Below are 22,941 nucleotides of genomic sequence, written 5' to 3'. Positions count from 1 at the left end.
ACTCGTCGCCACGGTCAACCGGCCCCGGGCCGGCCGGGACGCCCTGCGGATCGCCGCGGCGGCGGCCGGTCTGCCCGGCGACCCGGCCGGCTACCGCTTCCCGCACCCGCGCGCCTCGGTGACCCACACCGAACGCGCGGGCGTGGCGGCGGTGCTCCTCGGCGGCGCCGCCGACGGTGTCGGCGTCGACCTCGAGCACGACCGGCCGGTGCGCCCGGCGGCGGCCCGGTTCTACCTGCGCGACGACGAGCCCCACGACGACCTCCTGCGGCTGTGGACGGTCAAGGAGGCGCTGTTCAAGGCCGACCCGGCCAACGCGACGCGGTTGCTCCGCGACTACCGGGCGAACGACCCGGCGTACCAGCACGTTTCAGCCCGACACCTCGGCGGCTGGCTCACAGTCGCCGCCCGTCTTGCGAGGGAGCCCATGCCCGCCAACACGATCAGCTTCGAGACCGTGGCCGAACGGGTCGCCGGGGTACTGCGCGTACCCGCGAGCGACCTCACGCCGGACACCCTGATGAAGGACCTGGCCGCCGACAGCTTCATGTTGGTCGAGATGATCGTCGACCTGCAGGAGGAGTTCGACGCCGTGTTCACCCAGGCCCGCCTCCGCGAGATCGACAGCCTCGGCGAACTCGTCACGCTGCTCCAGGAATCGGCCGCGTGAGACCCCGTCCCCTTCTGCCGGCCACCGTGGCCGGTGCCCGTCCGACTTCGGAGGCTGATAGCAAGTGAACGTCCCTGTCATGGTGCTGGTGCTCGCCGACTTCGTGGTGATCGGCGTGCTGCCCCGGGTGTTCTTCAAAGGCGGCAGCTTCAACCTCGGCTGGTGGCTGACCGGAGCGCCCTTCTTCGTCGTCCCCCCGTTCCTGATCGCCGCGCGGCTGGCGCACTGGCACTCGTGGATCAGCATGGGCAAGGCGGTGACGACGCTCACCGCGATCGGCGCCGTGCTCGCCGGCGGCTCGATCGCGCTGATGTTCTTCACCCTCGGCACGCACCGGGTGCCGCTGGCCCTGTGGCACCAGGAGGACGACGCGCCGGTGTCGATCGTGACGTACGGCGCGTACTCGAAGATCCGGCACCCCTTCTACTCGTCGTTCCTGCTCGGGTTCCTCGGTGCCTTCGCGATGTTCCCGCACCTGGGGACGCTGCTGCCGCTGCTCTACGCGATCGTCCGGCTGACCACGACCGCGATGCGGGAGGAGAAGCGGCTGTCCGCCTCGGAGTTCGGCGGCGAGTACCGCGAGTACATCTCCCGCACCGGCCGCTTCCTGCCCATCTGACCGACCCTCAGCAGTGTGCGCGAGAAGAACCCCACGGGCATCGACACGCCCGTGGGGTTCTTCGCTCTCCCCCCGCCCGTACCCCTCCGGAGACCTCTCCGGCCGCCCTCTGGAACCGCCTGTGGACCCCCCTCTGGAATCCCCCTGGTGTTCTCCGCCCACCCAGCGTGACCGACCGGTCGGTCACATGGTAGACTCGGTGGGCCAGGCGACCAGGAACACCCCCCGACGTACCCGCAATCGACGCACGGGCCGCGCAGGAGCGACCCGACGCGGAAGGGAACAGGCCCTGTGACATCCAGCATGGAGTCGGCCAGCGACCAGGCACAAGACCAGGACGCGCGCCGAGAAGCCCCGGACCCGCTGCGGTGGTGGTCCCTCCTCGCGGTCAGCCTGGCCACGTTCATGACCTATCTGGACCTGAACATCATCAACGTGGCGATCCCCACCATCCAGCGCAGCCTGCACCTTTCGGAGGCCGGGCTGGAGTGGATCGTCAGCAGCTACCTGCTCACCCTGGCCGGCCTGCTGCTGGCCGGCGGCCGCCTCGCCGACGCCTACGGCCGCCGCCGGCTGTACATGATCGGCCTGATCATCTTCACCCTCTCCTCGCTGTCGGCGGGCCTCGCCGGCAACGGCGGGATGCTGATCAGCAGCCGGGCCGTCCAGGGCATCGGCGCGGCCCTGCTCACGCCCGCCACGCTGGCGATCATCACCAACACCTTCACCGACGTGAAGGAGCGCACCAGCGCGATCGGCCTGTGGACGGTGAGCGCGGCCTTCGGCCTGGCCCTCGGGCCGGTGACCGGCGGCCTGATCACCGAGAACATCCGCTGGGGCTGGATCTTCCTGATCAACGTGCCGGTCGGCGTGGTGACCCTCGCGCTGAGCGTCCGCACGGTCCGCGAGTCCCGGTCGGCCGCCGCCGGCCACGTCCTGGACGTCGGCGGCCTGGTCACCTCCGCGGTCGCGCTGTTCGCGGTCACCTACGCGCTGATCGAGGGCAACGACGCCGGCTGGGGCGCGCCGGAGATCGTGGCGGCGTTCGTCGTCGCCGGGATCTTCGCGGTGGCCTTCTTGGTCTTCGAGACCCGCTCGGTCGCCCCCATGGTCAACCTGCGGCTGTTCCGTATCCGCCAGTTCACCGGCGGCATCACCACCCAGATGATCTGGGCCTTCGGCGCCCTCGCCATCTACTTCTTCACCTCGATGTACCTGCAGGACGTCCTCGGCTTCTCCCCGCTGAAGTCGGGCCTGCTCTTCGTGCCGATGGCGTTCGCGCTCGCCGCGTTCGCCGGGTTCTCCACGCTGATGGAGGGCTGGATCGGCGGGCACCGCACGGTCTCGCTCGGCATGGTGATGATGACGGTCGGCCTCATCATGCTCAACATGCACGACGAGCACTCGACGTTCGCCTCGCTGCTGCCCTGCCTGATCGTGCTCGGCGGCGGCATGGGCATCATGAACGTGCCGATGACCAACGCCGTCATGCAGAACACCCCGGAGGCCCAGGCCGGGGTCGCCTCGGCGCTGCTCAACGACGCCCGCGAGGTGGCCGGCCTGCTCGGCATCACCATCATCGGCGCGGTGCTGCGCTCCCAGCAGACCGCCAAGCTGCACTCCGGGGCGAACCCGTCGCAGGCGTTCCTGCACGGCTACCACGCCGGTCTGTGGGTGGCGACGGCCCTGGTCGTGATCGGCATCGTCTTCACCTACACGACGCTGCGCCCCAACAAGGAAACGAGCGGCCTGAAGGACCCGGTTCCGGCCCAGCAGTTGACGTGAGAAGAACGGCGGGCGGCACCGGGCGGAAATCCGGTGCCGCCCGCCGGGAACCGGGCCGGTGACTTCTGCGGAAACGGACGCGCACGCCTGACAGGAGGTACTCAGTACGGATAGACGCGTGGTGGCCACCCTGGGCGGATCAGACCTATGGAGTACGCCTTGGAAACGACCGCAGGACGGTTCTTGACCTTGAGCTTACGCATCAGGGTGTCGACGTGATAGCCGATGCCGCCACGGCTCAGATAGAGCATGGAGGCCAGGTTCACCGTCGACATACCGAGCGCCACACCTTCGAGAATGCGCGCTTCGATATCGGTCAGCACCAGACGGTGCGGTGCGGGTGCCGGGTCCGGGCGGCTGCCGTTGTCCGGGCAGACCAGGGCCATCAGGCCGTCGGTGTCGCCTTCGCTCTCGCCACGCACGGTGAAGCCGGTCAACTCGCCGCTGAACACGGTGGAGTCCTTCTGCCGGAACGCCACGGTGGGCTCGGTGAAACGGCTCCCGCGGTCGGCGACCAGCCGGGAGAACTGCCGGCCGACCTGGGCCCGGGCGTCGGAGTGCAGCAGGTCGGCGAAGCGGCGCCCGCCCAACTCCGCGGGCCGGCAGCCGAACTGGCCGGAGAACTCGGCGTTCACCTCGACCAGCCGGAACGCGCTGTCTAACTTGGCCATGCACATGCCGGACCGCTCGAAGAGCGACCGGAGGATCTCCTGCTGACTCCCCCTGCTGCTGAGGTTAAAGACCAGTGCCTCTGTCATTGTTTCCTTCTCCCCTGCTCGCTCAGTGAACGAAGGTGGTGCGAAGACCGTCGTGACGTGACGCTGTCTCATGACCCACCGCGACCCCGCGGTGCGGCGGTGGAGCGAGGCCATCTCCGGCCGGGGGTTCCCGTCGTCCCCGGCCATGACATCGCGCTTGCCCGACATGTCTCCCTATGAAGGACTACCGACACATCGGTCTTGGTTCTCCCGGAGGCGCAAGTCATGCCGGGAGTCAGCCCGGGCGGGGCGGCGGGGGCCGTCCGCCGCGGCGACCCGGCTCGCGGCGCGCTCGTGCCCCGGCTCTTTCCGTGGGCACGGCAGCCGAGCGTTCTATGCGTTTCATACGATCCGCCATACCGGTATCGGCGACCGGTCGGCGTACGCGATCATCCCAGCCGGCCGAGTCGCCGGTCCCGTACATCGCCATGGATCAGACGCATTCCTTCTGGATGATCGTCCTGCGGCAATGCCCCGGTGGAGCCGCGGACACCCCGGCGAGGTGGGCAGGGCCCATTGCGGCCGACCGCCAGTCGCGCTGCACTCGCCCTCCCCCGGCGCTTTCACCGTGCCCGCTGCACTTACCTGCCGCTCTCCGGCCGCGGCGCCCCACGTGCCACAGGCAGGCGGCCGACCGGCCGCCACTCCTTCGTGGAGCGCGCGTTGACAGCTTTCCAGTCCGACCCGGTCAGGCGCTACTCGACAAATCCCTCGACCACCAGCGGCGGCCAACTCCCCATCCGGAACAGTCCGGCCGAATAGGCTCGGGAGACCAGCTCGGATCGATTGGCCGCTTCGAGGTTTTTCATCAGCGCACTGACGTGATATTCGACTCCACCTCGGCTCAGGAAAAGCTTTGAAGCGAGCTGAACCGTGGACATCCCGGCCGCCACGCCTTCCAGGACGAGCGCTTCCATCCTGGTCAGCGGCTTTCGCTCGGCGGCCGGCGCGGGCGCGGAGGGCACGCCCTCGCCCTCGGGGCCGGGCTCCAACTCCAGCAGGACGACGAGCGAGTCGATGTGCCCCGCGTCGTCCGTCACCGCGATCCCAGTCAGCTCGGTGCTGGTCCGCCCGGCGCTGGTCAGGGCGGCGACCCGGTCGCTGAACCGGCTCCGCTCGCCGCGCGCCAGCGACAGCAGCCGCCGGGTCAGCGCGTCCCTGGCCCGCACATGCACCAGGTCGACGAGGGGGACACCGGGGAGATCCTGGACCGAAAGTCCGAAAACATCGGCGAAACCGACATTGCTCCCGATCAGGCGGAGATCAAGATCCACATGCGCAATGCGCGCGGACGAGTTGTCGAACAGCGACCAGAGTCTGTACACGTCGTCAGCCCGCTCAGGTGAGCAGGTTTTCGTCTCAGTGATCGCATCTTGTCCCGCCGACACGATTTAGCCTCCCCGCATGCTCAGCCAAGACTCCGGCCGTTTATTGGTCCAGACTCCCATACCGAAATCCCAAAAACCAGCCTCACCGGCAACCGGTTTACGGCCACCTGCGCAAGTCTAGGGTTTTTCCGGCTTGTCCCACCGGCGGACGCCGGGCGTCCGCCGATGTAACCGGGGCGTTAAGAAATGAGCCGGCGCCCTCCGGCACCAGCGCAGGTCAGGTGACATGCTTGCCGCGCAGCGGGCCCCGCAAACAAGCCGCGGGAAAACTACCGTCCGTAGCATTCGCCACGCCGCGCATACATCCACGGCCACCCCGGGTTCTTCGGATTTTGTCCATTTTCGGCAGGTTCAACGGGAAAATCGCCGAGCACCCATGACTTCTTTTGGTTGACTATTTACTTTCCAACGTTCTACCGTAGCCATTCCGGAAGTTCGCTTTCCGTTTCCCCGTTTGCGGGAGTGTTCGGCAAAGAGCGCGGTGCGTGCGGGCGAGGGAGAGCATGGCGCAGCGAAGGGGGAAGCCGCAATGCCCGTCGCTACCCCACGGACCGGCCGTACGGCCCCGGCGCGGGGCACAGGACCGATGCGGCGCTCAGGCCCCGCGCGGCGCTCAGATGCCGAGGAACCGCCGGAGCACCCGGCGCGAGGCGGGCAGCGGACGCCCGGCGTCGAACTCCAGCACCGAGATCTCCCGGGTCATCGCGGCGATCAGCTGCGCGGCCGCCTCGGCGTCCTCCCAGCCCATCACCTCCAGGTCGACCACTCCCGCCGCCGCCAGCCGCTCCCGGCGGGCCGCCATGGAGCCCTGCACCGTCGGGTCGGAACGGGCCTCCAGGGCCAGCGCCTTGACGCCGCGGTTCGCCAGCGACACATCGAGATACGCCTCGGTGCTGCGGAAGATCCGCTCGGCACCGGGCGCCAGGCCGGCGATCGCCTCGTCCACGGCCTCCTGCACCCGGGCGTGGAAGCGCTTGTGCATGGCGTCGACGAACGTCGCCCGGTCCTTGAAGTGGACATAGAAGGTGCCTTTGGCCACCCCCGCCCGCGCGACCACCATGTTCACGCTCAGACCGCCCAGGCCGTGCTGCTCCGCCAGCGCCACGCCGGCGTCGAGCAACGCCTCACGTGTCTGCAACGCTCCGGGCATCTGCACTCCTGCTGCCATAACTTCGGAGTATATGCCCGCCCGCCGGTCAGCGGCCTGAGGCGACTTTCCGGAGCGGTGACCGACCAGTCGGTCACGTGCTACGCTCCGGCCCATGCCCACGGTTCCGAGACCCACTCAACCGCACGCATACGGCAACGGCAGCCGACCCAGTGACGTCCCCGGCGGTGCCACCGCCGAGAAGGAGCAGCAGCGATGAAAGCGGCAGTGATCGAAGAAGTCGGCGCCGCACCGCATGCGACCGACCTCGCCGACCCGACCCCGGCCACCGAGAAGCAGGTGGTCGTCAAGGTCGAGGCGACCGCACTGAACTCGATCGACCTGCACGTGGCGGACGGCCACCACCGCGCCGGTCCGCCGAAGGTCCCGTACGTGCCCGGCTTCGAGGTCGTCGGCACCATAACCACCGGGCCCGACCAGGGTCTTCGCGTGCACGCCACGGTGCCGGCCGGTCTGGTGCCGGGGGTCAACGGCGGGCTGGCCGAGCTGCTCCTCACCGACCGCGGGGCCTGCATCCCCGTCCCGGACGGGCTGGACAGCGTGGTCGCCGCGGCGATCGGCGCCGTCGGCGCGGGCGCCGACCTGTCGCTGCGCAAGGCCGGGCTCCAGGAGGGCGAGAGCGTCCTCGTGCTCGGCGCGACCGGCCCGCTCGGCACCGCCGCCGTCCAACTGGCCAAGCTGGCCGGTGCCAAGCGCGTCATCGCGGCCGGCCGCAACCCCGAGCGCCTCGCGCAGGTCGCCGACGCGGACGGCACCGTGGTCCTCGGCGACCAGCCGCTGGCCGAGCAGCTGGCCGAGCTCGGCGGCCCGGTCGACCTGGTCGTCGACCCGCTGTGGGGCCCCTGGGCGGTGCCCGCGCTGGGCTGCCTGGTGCCGGGCGGCCGCTACCTCAACATCGGTGCGGCGGCGGGCGACGAGAGCGCGTTCCGGGTCGAGATGCTCCGCGGCGCGCAGCTGTCCCTGATCGGTTTCAGCGGCACCACCGCGAAGCCGGCGGACGCCTTCGCCGCGTACAACCGCGTCGCTGCCCTCGCCGCGGCCGGCTCCTTCGTCCTGCCCACCGCCACCTACGCGTTGGACGACGCGACCAAGGCGTGGGAGGCCCAGGCGTCCTCCCCGGGCAAGAAGATCGTCGTCACCCCCTGACGATCCGGCCGCCCCTGACTGCCTGACCGTCCGAACACCCGGGTCCGGGTCGCAGCGCTCTCCCGCCGCGGCCCGGACCCAGGTGTGTGCCGCTACGGCGGCGGGAGCGCGCCGCCGTCGGGTTCCGGCGGTACGAAGCCCTCGGCGACCATCGCGGCGAGGTCGTAGTACGCCTCGCGGGTCCCCGGCCGCAGCATGTCCGGGTCGATCTCGCCGTCGTCCGCCAAGTGCCGGTCGAGCGGCACCACTTGGACACCGCGGCAGCGGGTCCGGAAGTGCGCCACGAGGTCGTCCACCTTGACCGTCCGGCCGGTCTCGCGCACCCCGGAGATGACGGTCAGGCTGCGGGAGACCAGCTCCGCGTAGCCGTGCGCGGACAGCCAGTCGAGGGTGGTGCTCGCGCTGGAGGCGCCGTCCACGGACGGCGTCGTGACGACGATCAGCTGGTCGGCCAGGTCCAGCACGCCGCGCATCGCGCTGTAGAGCAGACCGGCGCCGGCGTCGGTGAGGATCAGCGGGTAGTGGCGGCCCAGCACGTCGACGACCCGCCGGTAGTCCTCGTCGGTCAACGCGGTCCTGGCCTCGGGGTCCACGTCATTGGCGAGGACCTCCAGGCCCGAGGGCGCCAGCGAGGTGAACCGGCGGATGTCCCGGTACCCGCGCACCCGCGGCAGCGCGTCCACCAGATCGCGGACGGTCGCACCCGTCTCCCGCCGCACCCGGCGTCCGAGGGTGCCGCCGTCCGGGTTCGCGTCGATCGCCAGGACCTTGTCCTGCCGCTCGCCGGCGAGCGTCGCGCCGAGAACGGCCGTGGTGGTCGTCATGCCGACGCCGCCCTTGAGGCTGAGCACCGCGATCCGGTGGCAGGACAGCACCGGGGTGCGGATCAGCGCCGACTTCCGCCGCCGCTCGGCCTCTTCGTTCCTCCCGGCCATCGCGAACCGCGCCGTCGGCGGCCTCGTCCGCTCCTGCTGCGGCCGCTGCGTCGCCGCCTGGTTGCGCAGCAGCCGCTCCGGGCCCGTCTCGACGGCCGCGTTGTAGCCGAGCGGCGCGGAGATCGTGCGCGGTGGCCCGCTCAGCGCGGCCCGCATGCTGTCCAGCCGGGCCACCACCTCGGCGGCGCCCGCGGGGCGATCCTGCGGGGCGATGGCCATCAACTCCCCTACCAGCGCCGCTAGTTCGGTCGGGACTTCCGGGTGGCGCTGTTCGATCGGCTCCAGCGGCCGGTGCACCGGACGGCCGGTGAGCAGCAGCGCGACGTCCGCGTCGGACGGACGCTCCCCGGCGAGCAGCGCGTAGAGCACGCAGCCCAGGGCGTACAGGTCGGACCGCTCGGTGGCCGGGCGGCCCAGCGCCTGCTCGGGCGAGGTGAACACCAGCGGCCCGACGGTCGCCGCGCCGACCACGTACCTGGGCGCCGAGCCGAAGTCGCAGATCTTGACGGTGCCGTCCGGCAGCAGCATCAGGTTGCCGGGCGCGAGGTTCCGGTGGACCAGGCCGCGCGCGTGGGCGTGCCGCAGCCCGTCGCCGATCTGGGCGCCGTACGCGAGCACGTCCGCGAGCGAGACCCTGCGGTCCCGCAGGACTTGCCGGAAGTCGGTGCCGCGGAGCATTTCCGAGACGAGGAACGGCCTGCCCTCGTGCTCGCCCAGGTCGCGCAGGCGCGCGATGTTGGGGTGCCGCAAGGACACGGCCTTCAGCGCCTCCTCGCGGAACCGGCGCTTGTGTTCGGCACCGCGGCCGCCCGCCCACGCGTCGTACCCCGCCAGCACCTTCACGGCAACGGCGCCGCCCAGAATCCGGTCGGTGGCCGCGTACACGTGCCCGATGGCGCCTTGGCCGAGCAACGCGTCCAGGCGGTAGCGGCCGCCCAGGACCGTACCGACGCCGATGCCGGCCCCTCCCGTTGCCCGGCGCGCCGCCACCCCCGTATCCACTCCCCCGTCCACGGCCGTCGCACCCTCCAGCCCGCCCACCCCCGCCGCCCGCAGCACACCCGGGCCGAGGTCCGCGAACGGGCGGGCAGCGGAGGACAGTTGGCCGGCGCCTTCCGGGTGCGGCAGCCACGCGGCGAACCGGCCCGCCGCCGACGGCAGTTCGGCCAGCAGCGCGGCCACCGCGCGGCGGGTGCCGGCCAGTTCGGCCGCCGGCACGGTGTCGACGAGGATCTGCCGGGCGGCGGCGGAGAAGCGGAAGCTCTGCTCGTGCGCGGGCCGCCCGTCCGCGACCGGGTGCATGAGGCCGCCGAGGAAGACCTCGGCCAGGTGGGCGGTCTCACAGGGCCACGGCACCGCCCGCTGGATCAGCCGCATGACCGGCACGGACACGGTGTCTACGGCGGCGAGGTGCGCGGCCAGCCGGTACGCCTCGGCGGACGCCGCGTCGCGGAAGCGGAGGACGGCCTCGGCCGGGTCGGGGCCGCGGGTGGGCGCCGGGTTGCGGCGGGGCCGGACGTACTGCGGTGCCATCAGCGGGAGGACGGCGCTGCTGCCCGCGGAGCCGACCAGCCGCGCCCAGGTGGCGACCGACTCCGGGGTGGGCTGGAGCACCGGTACGGGCATGCCGTCGAAGTCGACTGCGCCGGGCGGCAGGAGCGGGTCGTCGACCTGCCAGGTGCTGTTGGCCGCCGCGGCCTGACGGGACGTCACCCGCCACCGTTCGGCGTGGATGCCGGAGCCCTGCCACAACCGGGGCGGGAGCACCTGCATCACGGCCGTGGGGCCGGTGGCCGCCCAGCGGTCGAGCGCGCCGTGCATCCGGCCGTCACGCCACGCCTCGCCGACCCCGTCGCTGACGACGAGGACGAGGCTGCGGCCCGAGGGGTCGGCGGCGACCGCGGGCGGGAGCTTGGCGGCGGCGGCGAAGGGGCGGGCGGAGAGGTACGGGGCGTCGGGCCCGCGGCTGCCCAGGCCGTGCACGCGTACGGTACGGAAGGCCCCCAACCGCTCCATCAGCGTGCGCAGTTCGGTGCCGAGCCGCCGCCACAGGAGCATCGACAGGCCGTCGTCCAGGACCAGGACGAGGTCCAGTCCGCGTTCCCGCGCGGGTCGCAGCACCACGTCGGGCAACCCGGTCTCCGCGTAGGCGGCGGCCGTCGCCGGTTCGTCCAGCTCGGTGCGGTGCGCGGCCGGGCGGTCGACCCGCAGCGCGCGCAGGGCCCGGCCCAGCGGCAGGGCGGCGCCGCCGAGCGCGCCGTGTTCGGGCAGCTTGACCGGCAGGGCGGGTGCCGCGGCGGCGGCCGCCGGCTCGTCCCACCCGCGCCCGGCGGCGTGCGCCGGTACCGTCCCCGGTTCCGGCGGCGGCGCCAGGGCGTCGTCCGGTGCGGCGCCCGCTGCCGCCGGCTCCTCCTCGCCCGCCGCTTCCGGCAGCGGGCCCGCGGCCTCGGCCAGCGGTGCGGCCGCGCCGCGCGGCATCCGCTCGGCCAGCCAGAGGACGTCCAGGAACTCCTGCGGGTCCAGGGGGATTCCGCAGGCGTCGAGGAGGTTCAGCAGCTGGTCCACCGGGCGGTCACACCGTCCGGCCCAGGCTGTGCAGCACCGCGTCCAGGAGTCCTTCGGCGTCGGTGTCCACGCCGCCGACCCGCAGGAAGACCGCGTTCAGCAGCTGGTCGGTGGCGAGTTCGCCCGGCGCGCGGCGGTTCTCGAAGACGTCGAGCAGGTCCTCGGCGCGGGCCAGCCCCTCCGGGCCGAGGTGCGCGGCGACGATGTCCCGGAGCCGGTCGCGGTCCGGCTCGGGCAGGTCCAGCCGGACGCAGCGGCGCAGGAAGGCGGGCGGGAAGTCCCGTTCGCCGTTGCTGGTGATGACCACCACCGGGAACTCCCGGCAGTGCACCACACCGCGCTCCACGGCCACCCGCTCCCCCGGGTCCTCGGTCAGCACCTCCACCACGGGCTGCTCCTCGGGCAGCCGGGCGAGTTCGGGGATCTCGAACCGGCCGTCCTCGAAGGCGGCGAGCAGGTCGTTCGGGAGGTCGACGTCGCCCTTGTCGAGTTCGTCGACGAGCAGGACGCGCGGGCGGCCGCGCTGGGCGAGCGCGGTGCCGAGCGGCCCGAGCCGCACGTACGTGCCGATGCCGGGCTCCGGCTCGCCCCGGTCGCGGTGCAGGGTGGTCTCCCGCAGCCGGCCGATCGCGTCGTACCGGTAGAGCGCGTCGTGGAGCGTGGAGCGGCTGTTGACCGGCCAGTGCAGCACCCGGCCGAGTCCCAGTTCGTGGGCGACGGCGTGCGCCAGCGAGGACTTGCCGGTGCCGGGGTGGCCGGTGACCAGCAGCGGGCGGCGCAGGTGGAGTGCCGCGTTGACGATGTGCGTCTCGCGGGCGCCGATCAGGTAGGGGCGGGCGGGCGCTTCCCGGTCGCCGCCGGTGGGGCGGCGCCAGGGCGGGGCCGGCGGCAGGTCGGGTTCGCGGGCCCGGCCGTCGCCCTTGAACAGGTGCCAGGCGTAGGCGGGTTCGCGGGCACCGCCGGGTTCGCGGGCGCTGCCGGGCTCGCGGGCACCGCCGGGTTCGCGGGCACCGCCCGGTTCCCGGGCACCGCCGGGTTCGCGGGCACCGCCGGTCTCCAGGTCGCTGCGGTCGTCGGTCGTCATCGGGTCCTCACACCTCGCTGCTCTCGGGGTCGGCGAGCCACAGTCCGTCGGGCAGCGGCCGGTCCGGGTCGTCCCAGACCAGTGCGGGCCGGGCCGGGTACTTCGCCGGTTCGGCGTAGGCGTCGACCCGGAACCGCCGCACCCGTTCGTGCAGCCCGTCCAGCGGTCCGGCGGGCCCGACCGGGTCGAGCCGCGGCGCGTGGTCGTACGTCTCCGCGGTGCGGTCCCACAGCACCACCGGTACGCCGAGCAGCAGGCACGCCCGCAGGACCTTGTCGCGGTGGCCGCTCGGGCCGTGGATCACCACCCGGCCGCAGCCGCGGTCCTTCTTCAGCCGGACGATCGCCGCCTTCGGGTCGGTGGCGCGGCCGTCGACGACGAGCGGTTCGGCGAGCGCGCGGGCGGCCCAACGGCGGGCGACGGCTGAGGCGTTGCGGTGCGGGGTGCGGCAGCGGAGCACCACGTGGAACTCCTCGCCGAGCGGCGCGGACAGGCCGTCGTCGGCGCCCGGGCCCCCGTCGTCCGGGTCCGCGGCCGGCTGAGCGTACGCGTCCGCGGGCCCGTCGTCGTACCCGCCGTCGTACGGTTCCGTGTCGTCCCACTCGTCCACCGGCAGTTGGAGGTGGTCGTTGTCCACCCACACCTCGACCAGGGCCGGGTCGCCGTCGGCGCCGTCAGCCGCCTCGCGGATGAGGCGGGCGATCGCCGCGGGCGGCAGCGGGCGGTCCGGGCCGGTCGCCACCCGTGCCGGGGTGCCGTCGGGGCGGCTGCGCCACAGCACGCAGCGGAAATGGCGGGGAGGGTCGCCCTCCCGCCGGTCCAGGTCCACCACGACGATCCGCTGGTGCCCCTCGCGCTGCCGGTCCGCCCACTCCGCGGCGTCCTGCCGCCGTTCGGCCAGCGCCGCGTGCGGCACGCCCAGCCGCCGGGCGACCCGGTCGCTCCAGGCGTGCAGCTGCGCGGTCCCGCCGGTACCGCGCGCGGCGCCGAGCGCGGCGGCGTACTCCGCCACGCGCAGCAGCGCCGGGACCCGGCGGGCGCCGTGCGGGACGCGGGCGCTGTCCCCGCCGAACGCCTCCAGGGACCGCACGGCCGCCTCCAGGCCGCCGGCCGGCAGCCGGTGCGGCCGCAGGACCGGGGGCAGGGGCGTGTACGGCAGGGCGCCCTGCGCGGCGCGGGGCAGCAGCGTGCCGTCCGCGGCGCACAAGTCGCCGAGGCGGGCCAGCAGTTCACGGTGCTCGGCGGTGGACAGCAGTGCCGCGGCCCCTTCGCTGTGGGCGAGGTGCACCAAGGCGCCCAGGGCGGCCCGTTCGGCGTCGGTGCCGAGCGCGGGGGCGTGCAGCTCGGCGAAGTCGGCGGTGGTGCGCGGGCGGTTGAGCAGGAAGTCGGCGAACTCCCGGTAGGTGGGCGCCGATCCGTCCCGCGGGCGGGCCAGTCCATGGCGTTCGGCGAGCTGGCCGGCGCGGTCGGCGCGGATGGCGGGGTCGCCGAGCAGGACGGCCAGTTGCTGCTCGATGTGCGCCAACAGGTGGGTGTACGGCGCCGGTTCGGCCGGTTCGGCCGGCGTCGTCAGGTCCGCGCTCACCCCGGCCGCCGCGAGTTCGGCGCGTACCGCCTGCCACGGCGCCACGATCGCCCGGCGGATCACCTCCCCCGATGAGAACTGCCCCCCGGCCGCCGGGACGTGCGCCACCACCAGACCGACCGCGGTGCCGTCGGGCAGGCACAGCGGGCCGCCGCTGTAGCCGGGGCCGATGGCCGCGCCGGCCAGGGCCCCGTCCACATACCCCAGCGGGCCGTCGCAGGACCCGACCACCACGTCCGCGTAGCTGTACTCCTGGCCCGTGCCGTACCAGGCCGCCGCCCGCTGCCCCACGGCCATGTCCCGCCACACCACCGGCCGGGCCGCGCCGGGCGGCTCACCGCACAGCTCCAGCACCGCCAGGTCCGCGAGCCACCCGAAGGCGCCGTCCGGCACGGCCCTCCTCGGCATCCAGTGCCGCACCCGCGCCTGCCGCCGCACCTCGTCGCGCAGCCCCGAGAACGCCACCTCCACCAGCGCGTCCGCCGGGTCCGCCACCGACTCCATCGGCACGCCCAGCGCTTCGTTCACCACGTGCGCACACGTCAGCAGCCACCGGCCCGACAACTGCACCGCGGCCCCCGCGGTCCGCCCGCCGCCCGACGCGAAGACCGTGATCACGGCTTTCCGCCCCGGACCGTTCGGCCCCTGCGCGGCCCCCTCGAACCACCCCATCGGCTACACCGGGTCCGCGCCCGCGGCGCCGCGCCGCCAGGTGGCGCTCACCTTCATGCTCGCCTGGCCGTTCGCCCCGACGATGCCCAGCTTCAGGTCCTGCCCGAACTGCAACCCCAACTCCACGGTCACCTCCTGCGGCGGGTCGGCCAGAGCGCCGACACTGTCGTGCACCTCCTGGAGCACCAGGCCCAACGGCCGCAGCACCGTACGCAGCACCCCCGCCGCCACGCCGCGCCCCACCGGCACCGGCGCCCTGAACCCCTCCGGCAGGTCCTCGCCCTCCCCCACGGTCACCACCCCCGCCGGCGCGAGCTCCACCCGCACCAACGAGCCGTCCGAAAGCCGCAGTTCCCCGAATTCCGCCACCCCCTCATTCTGCCGCCGCACCCCTCCCCGCGCTGTCACATTCCGTATGTCCCGGCCGGCGCCCCAGGCCGGGCCGCGGCACGAACCGGGTCAACGCCGCGGCGGGCCGGTGCGGTGGTGGACGCCCTTGCGGCGCCGGTGGGGACGGCGGCGCAAGGGGTGGGGGTGGGGCGGTCGCTCGGGTCAGGCCGCGGGCCGCGCGACTGCCGCCTCGGCGGCGCGGGCGAGGCGCTCCACCCAGTCCTGGTGGTAGTGGTACAGCGCGCCGGGGTGCTTGCGCCCGAGTTCCTCCACGAAGAAGGGGCCCTGCTGGGTCTCCTCGGTCAGGACGTGGCAGCCGTCGTCCGTGGGGGTGATGACCCAGCCGTGGTAGGCGCTGGAACCCGTCGGGTCGCCGTCGACGGTGGTCTCCCACGCGAGCCTGGTGAACGGCTCGTACTCCGTCACGTGGAGCGTCATGGGGAATCCGACCGTCACCCGGGTGAACCTGGTCCCCGGCGCCAGTTCCGCACCGCCGCCCAGGATCTCGACCCGGTCCTCGGGAGGGAAGTAGCGCGACCAGTTCTCGGCGTCGACGAGCAGCTTCCACACCACTTCGGGCGGCGCCTTCACGTCGATGTCATTGAGGGCGTAGAGCGCCGACGTCTTCGGGTCGTACGGTTCCGGCCACATCACCTTGTCGTACATCGTCCGTCCTTCCGTTCGGGGTGTTCTGGGCGTTCCGGGTGTTCCGTCCGTTGGCAGCGGCGCGAGCGCCGAAGGCGCGTCAACCGGCCTGCTCCTCCCGCTCGGCCGCCACCTTGGCGAGCGCCGCGAGCAGGTTCTCGTGCGTGCGCCAGAAGACCTCGGGGTCCTGCTTCGCCAGTTCGACCCAGAGCGGACCTTGCATCGTCTCCTCGGTCCACAGGTGGGTCCCCGTCGGCGTGGGGGTGATGATCCAGGCGTGGTAGGCCCTGGACTCCTCGGACGCCTTGGGGTGGCCGCCCCACGCGATCCGCGTCCGGGGCCGGAACTCCTGTACGGAGGCGGAGACGTCCTGGCCGGCCAGGTTGGTCTCGAACCGCGTGCCCAGGCGCAGCGCGTCATGGCCGTCGAGCAGCCGCACCTCCCCCACGCCCGGGTAGAAGGAGGGCCACGTGCGGGGATCGACGAGCAGGGACCATACCGTTTCCGGAGATGCCTCGACCTCCAGCTCGTTGGTGAAGTGGATGGGGGATCGACTGGGCGTCATGGCCTGCGGCCAGTTGATCGCCTCGAACGTCTCGGACATGGGTTTCTCCCAACGTCGGACCGCTCCCTGGCGGTCCGTTCCGTGATGTACGGCGGGCGGCGGTTGCGCGCCGCCGGTGTTCCGTTTCGACGGGATGTCGTTCGACGGGGACCGTCACACGATGGGCGGGAGCACGGACGGCGTGTTCCCGCCGGCGGCCACGGAGTCGCGCAGCGCGTCGAGGCCGGCGGCATGCTGGACGATCGGCTCGTATCCGAGGTCGGCCACCGCCTTGTCCGTGCGCAGGGTGCACTGCTGCCCGAGGAACCAGCGGGCGGGGACGGGGACTTGACCGGCCGCGGTCTCGGCGTCCAGGTCGGGGACCGCGACATCCACGCCGAGGATCGCGAACTGCTCCTCCAGGAACGCGCGGAGGGTGACGCGGTGCCGGTCGGTGACGAAGTAGGCCTGACCCGGCCGGCCGCGCTGCCATCCGAGCACGAGCCCCTCGACGGCGTTGTCGACGTACGTGACGTCGCTCGTGTGCCGGCCGCCGTCGATCCAGGCGAACCGGCCCGCCTTCGCCGCCGCGGCCAGGCCCTCGACGAGGAAGCTGCCGGGTCCCCAGACGAACCGCGGGCGGATCGACACGGTGGCGAGGCCCGGGGCGTTCGCGTCGAGCACGATCCGCTCGGCCACGGCCTTCGTGGCGCTGTAGGCGGCTGCCGAGTCGGGCCGCAGCGGCGCGGTCTCGTCCACGTCCACGAGCGGGTCGCCGGCCAGCAGCGCGGCTTCGCTGCCGCAGTGGACGAAACGCGGCACCCCCGCGTGGCGAGCGGCGTCGACGGCCGCCCGGGTGCCGCGCACCGTCACCAGTTCGTGGCGGTCTCGGTCGGCGGTGACATCGGTCTCGGCGGCGAGGTGGAACACCACGTCGCTGCCCGCCACGTCCTCCCGCCACGTCAGCGGCTCGGTCAACTCGCCCCGCACGGGCTCCGCGCCCAGCGCCGAGACCTTCGCGGCCGATGCCTCGCTTCGCACCAGGACCCGTACCGCGTGCCCCGCGCCGAGGAGCCGGCGTACGAGTACCTGGCCGATGAACCCGGAACCGCCGGTGACGAACACCTGCGCCATGTCTCTCTCCTTCGCTTCGTGTGAGCCCCTCACCGGACGTGGCGAGCGGTCCCATGGGTGAGAGCAACCGGGCGGCCCGCGGACTTCCCTCCACAATCTTCATACTTCGAAGGCTTGCGATAAGATCCATGGATGGCTTCTCTGCGGGCACTGGAGTGCCTCGTCGCCGTCGCGGACTCCGGGTCGATCACGCAGGCCGCGCTGCTGCTGCACTCGTCGCAGCCCGCCGTCTCCCATCAGCTCGCTTCGCTGGAACGGGAGACGCGGACGGTCCTGCTGCGCCGCGAGGCCCGCGGGGTCAAGCTCACTTCCGCGGGGCGGGCCGCCGTCGCGGACGCCAGGCGCGCGATCGAGGCGGCCGCGGCCGCGGTGCGGTCGGCGCGCGCGGCCGGTCAGGCGGCCGGCGGCGTCCTGCGCCTGGTCTGCGCGCAGAGCCTGACGGTGCCGCTGCTGGCGGCCGTCATCCGCCAGTGGCGCCGCCGCCACCCGGAGGTGGCGATCACGCTGCGCGAGTCCACGGCGATGGACGAGGCGCTCGGTCTCGTCGAGTCCGACGAGGTCGACGTGGCCGTGCTGACCGCGCCCTCGGCGGGCCGCTTCACGATCACCGCCGTCGCGGAGGAGGAGATCGTGTGGGCGGCGCCCGCCGACCATCCGCTGGCCGGGCGGCCGGCCGTACGCCTCGCGGATCTCGACGGGGTGCCGCTCGTCCACTTCGCCCCGGACAACGGCCTCAGCGGCTGGCTCGACCAGGCCTTCGCCCGCGAGGGGGTCCACCCGGAGACGGTGATGCGCACCTCGGTGACGGCGACGGCGCCGCAGCTCGCGGCCGCCGGGCTGGGGGTCGCGGTGTGTCCCGTGAGCGCGGTCAGCCACGGCTTTCCGGGAGCGGTGCGCTCCTTCTCCCCGCGGTGGGTCCGGCAACTGGTGGCGGTGACGTCCACGCGGCCGGACCCGCTGGCCGCCCGTTTCATCGCCGACCTGCGCGACCACGGCATGAGCGTGCCGCGCGACGTCCGCGACCAACTCGCCCGGCCCCGCCCGCCGGACGAGCCGCCCGCGGCGTGACGGAAGCCGGGGCGCGGCCGGACGAGCTGCCGGACGGGCCGCCGTTCACGGAACCCGGGGTCACATCGCGGGGTGCTGGTCGCGGACCGGGCTGAGCGACTCCAACAGGGAGGCGGTGTGCAGCACCGTCGACTCGCAGTGCCAGCCCGCCGCCAGCTGCACGCCGATCGGCAGGCCCTCGCCGCTCGTGCCGAACCGCAGGGACAGCGCCGGGAGGCCGGTCAGGTTGAACGGAACGGTCGCTGTCTGGATGTGCGCGGCGTTCACGGTCCGGCCGTCGACGGTGAGCCGGGCGGCGCCGTGTCCGTGTGCGGGAACGGGCAGGACCGGGAGCAGGAGGATGTCGTACCGCTGGAAGTACGCGGCGAACGCGTCCCGGAGGCGTTCGACGCCCTGTTCGGCCAGGACGTAGTCGTGCAGGGGCGTGTCGGGGCCGGCGAGCATGTGCTTCGAGACCCTGCCCATCCGGTCCTCGTGGCCTGCGGTGGCCTCCCGGAAGGCCGGTCTGACCTCCATGACGTGCTGTCGGTAGAAGAGGTCGAGCGGGTTGTCCCGCTCCAGGGCCGGGATGTCCACCGCGTCGACCTCGGCCCCCGCGCTCCGCAGCGCTTCGGCGGCGTCCCGCACGGTGGCGGCGACCTCCGGGTCGATCGGGCCGAGCCCGGAGTCGACCAGCCATCCGACACGCACCGGCCGGTCCGGCGACGTGCCCAGGCCGGCGTCGAACTCCCGCGGCACGCTGGCAAGACCGTCGGCGCCGTCCGGCCCGGACAGCAGCGCGTAGGCCAGGGCGAGGTCGCGGACGGTGCGGGCCATCGGGCCCACGTGCCAGTCACGGCGGGGCGCCCGGGGCCAGACCCCGGTCATCGGGATGCGCCCGTGCGTCGGCTTGAGCGCGGCGATGCCGGTGTGCGCGGCCGGCCCGCGCACCGAGATGGCCAGGTCGCTGCCGAGCCCGAGGGGCGACATGCCCGCCGCGATCGCCGCTGACTCGCCGCCGCTCGAACCGCCGGGCGTACGGCCGAGGTTCCAGGGGTTGTTCGTCCGGCCCGTCAGGAGGTTGTCGGACTCGGTCGAGTACGAGAACTCCGGGAGGTTGGTCTTCGCCAGGAGGATCGCACCGGCCCGCTTCAGGCGGGCCACGCTGGTGGCGTCCCGGTCCGGGACGCGGCCCGCGAAGATCGGGGAACCGCGCTGCGTCAGCACCCCGGCGGTGTCGAACGAGTCCTTGGCCGTGAACGGCACACCGTGCAGCGGCCCGACCGCCACGCCGGCCGCCAGCGCCGCGTCCGCGGCCTTCGCCGCCTCCAGAGCCCCGTCGGCGAGCGTGACGATGGCGTTGACCTTGGGATCGGCCGCCTCGATGCGGTCGAGGTGCGCCCGCACCACCTCGACGGAGGAGACCTTCCGGTCGCGGATCAGCTCGGCGAGTCCGCTCGCGTCGCGGTGGATGAGCTCGGTGGTCATAGTGACCTCGTTTCTACTAGACCGGTCTACTAGTACGGCGTGCGGGGGGCGGGGAAGGCCCGTCGAAGGGCTCGTCAGATGTGGAGGACCTGGCGGGTGACGGCCATGGCACGGTCCAGCGGGCGCGCACTGCGGTGGATCTTCGCCATCATGCTCGCTCCGATCCACAGGTCGTAGAGCGCCTCGGCCGCCATGCGGGGGCTCTCCTCGACGGACACGGACCCGTCCGCGACGCCGTCGGCGATCATCCGCTCCAGGCGGTCGACGATCGCGGTGGTCCCGGTCTTCGTCGCCGCCCTCATCGCCTCGGAGAGGTCGGCGACCTCCGCGCCGAGCTTGACGACCAGGCATCCGCCCTGGCAGTCGTCCGCCGCCTGCGTGTCGTGGAACCTCTGCCAGTAGGCCATCAGGCGCTCGGCGGGGCTCCTGCGGCGGTCGGCGGCGATGCCGTCCATGACGGCCAGGTAGTCGTCGAAGTAGCTCTTCATCATCGCCTCGCCGAAGGCGTCCTTCGAGGCGAAGTAGTGGTAGAAGGACCCCTTCGGGACGCCGGCCGCGGCGAGGACCTCATTGATGCCGACCGCGGCGTAGCCCTTCGTGGCCACGATCCGCCGCGCGGTCTCCAGAAGGCTCTGCCCCGTGTCCACCTTGGTACCTGCCATACGGGCACGCTAGCAGCAGATTAGACCAGTCGTCTAGAAACCCGCTCCGCGCAAGGGCAGCGGGCGGGCAGGCATGCGGAAAATCTATCGCTGCGCCTCCTTCTATCGATGGACGGACGGGAAGCACGGCCCCTGCCCCGCCTGTTGGACACCCACGAGGAGCGGCGCGCAGCGCGCCGGGCCCGATCCGGCGGAGCCGGACCTGTCGAGGACCACCCGACGCAGAGCCCAACGCAAGAGCCCGACGCAGAGAAGGAGCGCTCACCATGAGCAGCATCAGCATCATCGGCCTGGGGCAGATGGCCCGCGTGCTCGCCGACCGGGCGCTCGACGGCGCCCACGCCGTCGAGGTCGTCGGCCGGGACGCCGCCAAGGCCGCGGACGTGGCCGCCGCACTGGGCCGCGGCGCCACCGCGGGCACCGTGGGCGCGGCCCCGGCCGGGGACATCGTCATCCTCGCCGTGCCCGCCGGCAGCGCCGTGCCGGTCGTCAGCCGGTACGGGGACGCGCTGGCCGGCAAGGTCGTCGTCGACATCTCGAACCCCTTCAACTCCGAGGCCACCGGGGTCGTCACGCCCGAGGGCACCTCCGTCGCACAGGAGATCGCGAAGGCCGCCCCGGCGAGCGCTCACGTCGTCAAGGCGTTCAACACCGTCTTCGGCGGCGTCCTCGCCCAGGGGCGCCCGGTGGACGTGTTCCTCGCCGGCGACGACGCGCGGGCCAAGGCGCGCACGTCGGCGTTCGTCGAGAGCATCGGCCTGCGCCCGTGGGACACCGGCGACCTGGCGATGGCGCGGTGGCTGGAGGGCGCCGGGGTGCTGATGATGGGCCTGGGGCGCCATGGCGTGGGGGCGTACGACTTCTCCCTCGGCGTCACCACCGCCGGCTGAGCGCGTGGGCGGGCGCGGGCGTCAGCGCGGGTCGGGGGACGTGGGCGGCAGGGAGGGCTGCGCCAGGCCGGCGAGCAGCAGGTCGATCATGCGGCGGGCCTGGTAGTCGGGGAAGGTGTCGACCCCGATGCATAGGTTGCCGACGGCGAGCATCAGGTCGAAGGCACGGACGTCCGCGCGGGTGGCGCCCGCGGCGGCGGACGCTCGCAGCAGCTGGTCGAGCACAGGTAGCAGGCGTTCGACGAACTCGTTGTGCAGGTAGTCGAACCCGGTCGGGTCCGAGCGCATGGCCTCGGCCAGGCCGTGTTTGGTGACGAGGAAGTCGGCGAACCGGTGGACCCACAGCCGCAGGGCCTCGTACGGCCCGACCTCCGCGGACGGCGCGTGCGCGTCGGTGGCGAGCGCGTCGACCTGGTGCTTGAAGACCGCGACCACCAGCTCCGAGCGGGTCGGGAAGTGGCGGTAGATCGTGCCCATGCCGAGCCCCGACTCCGCGGCGATCTCCCGCACGGGAGCGTGGACGCCCGCCCGGGCGAACACGGCCGCCGCGGCGTCCAGCAGGGTCTGCTCGTTCCGGCGGACGTCGGACCGCTTGCGGCCGCCCGGGGGCGAGGTGCTGGGCGTGGGCATCGGAGGCATCCTTTCACTTCACTTGCAAAGCGGAGCGACGTTCCATATCGTGATTCGGAGCGGGGCTCCGCATTTCCATCCTGCCAGACGCCTCGCCGCACGGGCACCGCCGTGCCCGCCGAACCTCCGAAAGGCGTCCGCCCCGTGATCGACACCGCGTCCTCCCGCGACACCGGGTCCCCTCTCGCGCCGCCCCGCCGGACCAGCTTCGGCATCATGACCGCTCCCACCCACGTCGCCTACGACGACATCCTGCGGGTGTGGCAGGAAGCGGACGGCATCCCGCAGATCGAGCACGCCTGGCTCTTCGACCACCTCATGCCGATCGGCGGCGACCCGGACGGCCCGGCCCTCGAGGGCTGGACGCTGCTGTCGGCCCTCGCGGCCCGCACCGAGCGGCTGCGGCTCGGGGTGATGGTCACCAGCAACAGGTTCCGGCCGCCGGCCGTACTGGCCAAGATCGCCGCCACCGTCGACATCGTCTCCGGCGGCCGGCTCGAGTTCGGCATCGGCGCCGGCTCCCGGCCCGACGTGCCCACCGCCCGGCGGGAGTACGCGGCGCACGGCCTCCCCTTCCACGACGCCGCGCACGCCGTCGAAAGCCTCGCCGAGGCGTGCACGGTCATCCGCAGGCTCTGGACCGCGACCGAACCGTTCGACTTCCAGGGCCGCCACCACCGGCTGACCGGCGCGTTCGCCAGTCCCAAGCCCGTCCAGCGCCCCCACCCGCCGATCCTGATCGGCGGGAAGGCGACTCGCACCCTGCGCGTGGTGGCCGAGCACGCCGACCTGTGGAACGCGCCCGCCGACAGCATCGAGCAGGCGATCGCCCGCAGCGCCGTACTCGACCGGCTGTGCGCCGAGATCGGCCGCGACCCGGCCGAGATCACCCGGTCCATCGTGCTGCCGGTCTCCTACGACCGGCCCCAGGACACCCGCGCCACCATCCGCGCGGCGGTCGACGGCGGGTTCGGCCACCTCGTGCTCGCGCTGTCCGCGCCCTACCCGGCCGGGGTCGCGCGCTGGATCGCCGACACCGTCATCGACCCGCTCGAAGCCGCCTACGCCGTACGCCCTCCCGGCCGCACGCGCTGACGGCCCATTGACGCACCCCGCCCCGATCCCCGACACCACCC

Annotated in this window: 20 protein-coding genes; 7 read left to right on the top strand and 13 right to left on the bottom strand. The window is 73.0% G+C overall.

The genetic code is table 11. The features are described 5' to 3' along the window. The 3 genes from WA788_RS26090 to WA788_RS26080 form a co-directional block, all read left to right on the top strand. The coding region (locus WA788_RS26090) for a phosphopantetheine-binding protein (RefSeq protein WP_335981188.1) at nucleotides 1-670 on the top strand (670 nt) is incomplete at its 5' end. Between the two features lie 64 nt (nucleotides 671-734). Further along, nucleotides 735-1,289: a methyltransferase family protein gene (locus tag WA788_RS26085; RefSeq protein WP_335981186.1), complete on the top strand. Its 555-nt coding sequence runs from the start codon at nucleotides 735-737 to the stop codon at nucleotides 1,287-1,289. Between the two features lie 291 nt (nucleotides 1,290-1,580). Then, nucleotides 1,581-3,074, top strand: a complete 1,494-nt coding sequence (locus WA788_RS26080) for an MFS transporter (protein WP_335981185.1) — start codon at nucleotides 1,581-1,583, stop codon at nucleotides 3,072-3,074. A gap of 101 nt (nucleotides 3,075-3,175) precedes the next feature. Here the strand turns inward: WA788_RS26080 and WA788_RS26075 are convergent, their stop codons facing one another. From WA788_RS26075 to WA788_RS26065, 3 genes are all read right to left on the bottom strand, one after another. Next, nucleotides 3,176-3,832, bottom strand: coding sequence for a PAS domain S-box protein (locus WA788_RS26075; protein WP_335981184.1), 657 nt, complete (start codon nucleotides 3,830-3,832; stop codon nucleotides 3,176-3,178). 695 nt (nucleotides 3,833-4,527) lie between these two features. After that, nucleotides 4,528-5,220 (bottom strand): helix-turn-helix transcriptional regulator, encoded by a 693-nt coding sequence (locus WA788_RS26070; RefSeq protein ID WP_335981183.1) that lies wholly within the window; start codon nucleotides 5,218-5,220, stop codon nucleotides 4,528-4,530. Between the two features lie 613 nt (nucleotides 5,221-5,833). Further along, entirely contained in the window at nucleotides 5,834-6,388 is a 555-nt protein-coding gene (locus WA788_RS26065) for a TetR/AcrR family transcriptional regulator (RefSeq protein ID WP_335981182.1), read from the bottom strand. A 195-nt stretch (nucleotides 6,389-6,583) separates the two neighbouring features. On the opposite strand from WA788_RS26065, the gene WA788_RS26060 reads away from it, so the two are divergent. After that, nucleotides 6,584-7,534 carry a zinc-binding dehydrogenase gene (locus WA788_RS26060; protein WP_335981181.1) on the top strand — a complete coding sequence of 317 codons (951 nt, stop codon included), beginning with the start codon at nucleotides 6,584-6,586 and terminating at the stop codon, nucleotides 7,532-7,534. 92 nt (nucleotides 7,535-7,626) lie between these two features. Here WA788_RS26060 and WA788_RS26055 read toward each other — a convergent pair whose 3' ends face one another. The 7 genes from WA788_RS26055 to WA788_RS26025 all read right to left on the bottom strand — a co-directional run bounded on the left by WA788_RS26055 (nucleotide 7,627) and on the right by WA788_RS26025 (nucleotide 17,088). After that, a complete protein-coding gene (locus WA788_RS26055; protein ID WP_335981180.1) occupies nucleotides 7,627-11,034 on the bottom strand; it encodes an SAV_2336 N-terminal domain-related protein in 3,408 nt (1,135 codons plus the stop codon). A 7-nt stretch (nucleotides 11,035-11,041) separates the two neighbouring features. Continuing rightward, nucleotides 11,042-12,118, bottom strand: coding sequence for an AAA family ATPase (locus tag WA788_RS26050; protein WP_335981179.1), 1,077 nt, complete (start codon nucleotides 12,116-12,118; stop codon nucleotides 11,042-11,044). Between the two features lie 7 nt (nucleotides 12,119-12,125). Continuing rightward, nucleotides 12,126-14,321, bottom strand: a complete 2,196-nt coding sequence (locus tag WA788_RS26045; RefSeq protein WP_335981178.1) for a VMAP-C domain-containing protein — start codon at nucleotides 14,319-14,321, stop codon at nucleotides 12,126-12,128. A gap of 57 nt (nucleotides 14,322-14,378) precedes the next feature. After that, the gene (locus WA788_RS26040) at nucleotides 14,379-14,744 is read right to left on the bottom strand and encodes a CU044_2847 family protein (RefSeq protein WP_335981177.1); all 366 of its coding nucleotides are present in this window, start codon (nucleotides 14,742-14,744) and stop codon (nucleotides 14,379-14,381) included. Nucleotides 14,745-14,927: 183 nt separating this feature from the next. Next, entirely contained in the window at nucleotides 14,928-15,431 is a 504-nt protein-coding gene (locus tag WA788_RS26035) for an SRPBCC domain-containing protein (protein ID WP_335981175.1), read from the bottom strand. Between the two features lie 79 nt (nucleotides 15,432-15,510). Further along, a complete protein-coding gene (locus tag WA788_RS26030) occupies nucleotides 15,511-16,014 on the bottom strand; it encodes an SRPBCC domain-containing protein (RefSeq protein ID WP_335981174.1) in 504 nt (167 codons plus the stop codon). Nucleotides 16,015-16,128: 114 nt separating this feature from the next. Further along, nucleotides 16,129-17,088 carry an NAD-dependent epimerase/dehydratase family protein gene (locus WA788_RS26025; protein WP_335981173.1) on the bottom strand — a complete coding sequence of 320 codons (960 nt, stop codon included), beginning with the start codon at nucleotides 17,086-17,088 and terminating at the stop codon, nucleotides 16,129-16,131. A 132-nt stretch (nucleotides 17,089-17,220) separates the two neighbouring features. Here WA788_RS26025 and WA788_RS26020 point away from each other — a divergent pair, with 132 nt between their 5' ends. Then, complete coding sequence (locus WA788_RS26020; protein ID WP_335981172.1) at nucleotides 17,221-18,156, top strand: LysR family transcriptional regulator; 936 nt, start codon at nucleotides 17,221-17,223, stop codon at nucleotides 18,154-18,156. A 60-nt stretch (nucleotides 18,157-18,216) separates the two neighbouring features. Here WA788_RS26020 and WA788_RS26015 read toward each other — a convergent pair whose 3' ends face one another. Further along, nucleotides 18,217-19,623: an amidase gene (locus WA788_RS26015; RefSeq protein WP_335981171.1), complete on the bottom strand. Its 1,407-nt coding sequence runs from the start codon at nucleotides 19,621-19,623 to the stop codon at nucleotides 18,217-18,219. A gap of 74 nt (nucleotides 19,624-19,697) precedes the next feature. Then, entirely contained in the window at nucleotides 19,698-20,285 is a 588-nt protein-coding gene (locus tag WA788_RS26010) for a TetR/AcrR family transcriptional regulator (RefSeq protein WP_335981170.1), read from the bottom strand. Here WA788_RS26010 and WA788_RS26005 point away from each other — a divergent pair. Beyond that, on the top strand, nucleotides 20,279-21,175 hold the full coding sequence (locus tag WA788_RS26005) for an NADPH-dependent F420 reductase (RefSeq protein WP_335981194.1): 897 nt from the start codon (nucleotides 20,279-20,281) through the stop codon (nucleotides 21,173-21,175). The genes WA788_RS26010 and WA788_RS26005 overlap by 7 nt on opposite strands. A gap of 21 nt (nucleotides 21,176-21,196) precedes the next feature. On the opposite strand, the gene WA788_RS26000 is transcribed toward WA788_RS26005, so the two are convergent. Continuing rightward, nucleotides 21,197-21,805 (bottom strand): TetR/AcrR family transcriptional regulator, encoded by a 609-nt coding sequence (locus tag WA788_RS26000; protein WP_335981169.1) that lies wholly within the window; start codon nucleotides 21,803-21,805, stop codon nucleotides 21,197-21,199. 216 nt (nucleotides 21,806-22,021) lie between these two features. Between WA788_RS26000 and WA788_RS25995 the strand changes: the two genes are divergently transcribed. Beyond that, nucleotides 22,022-22,900 (top strand): LLM class flavin-dependent oxidoreductase, encoded by an 879-nt coding sequence (locus WA788_RS25995; protein ID WP_335981168.1) that lies wholly within the window; start codon nucleotides 22,022-22,024, stop codon nucleotides 22,898-22,900. Nucleotides 22,901-22,941: the final 41 nt, after the last annotated feature.

This window comes from Streptomyces sp. CA2R106 (genome assembly GCF_037034245.1).
GTDB lineage: Bacteria > Actinomycetota > Actinomycetes > Streptomycetales > Streptomycetaceae > Actinacidiphila.
Note: the sequence above shows the minus strand (reverse complement) of the source record. Positions and strands in the feature narration are given on the sequence as shown.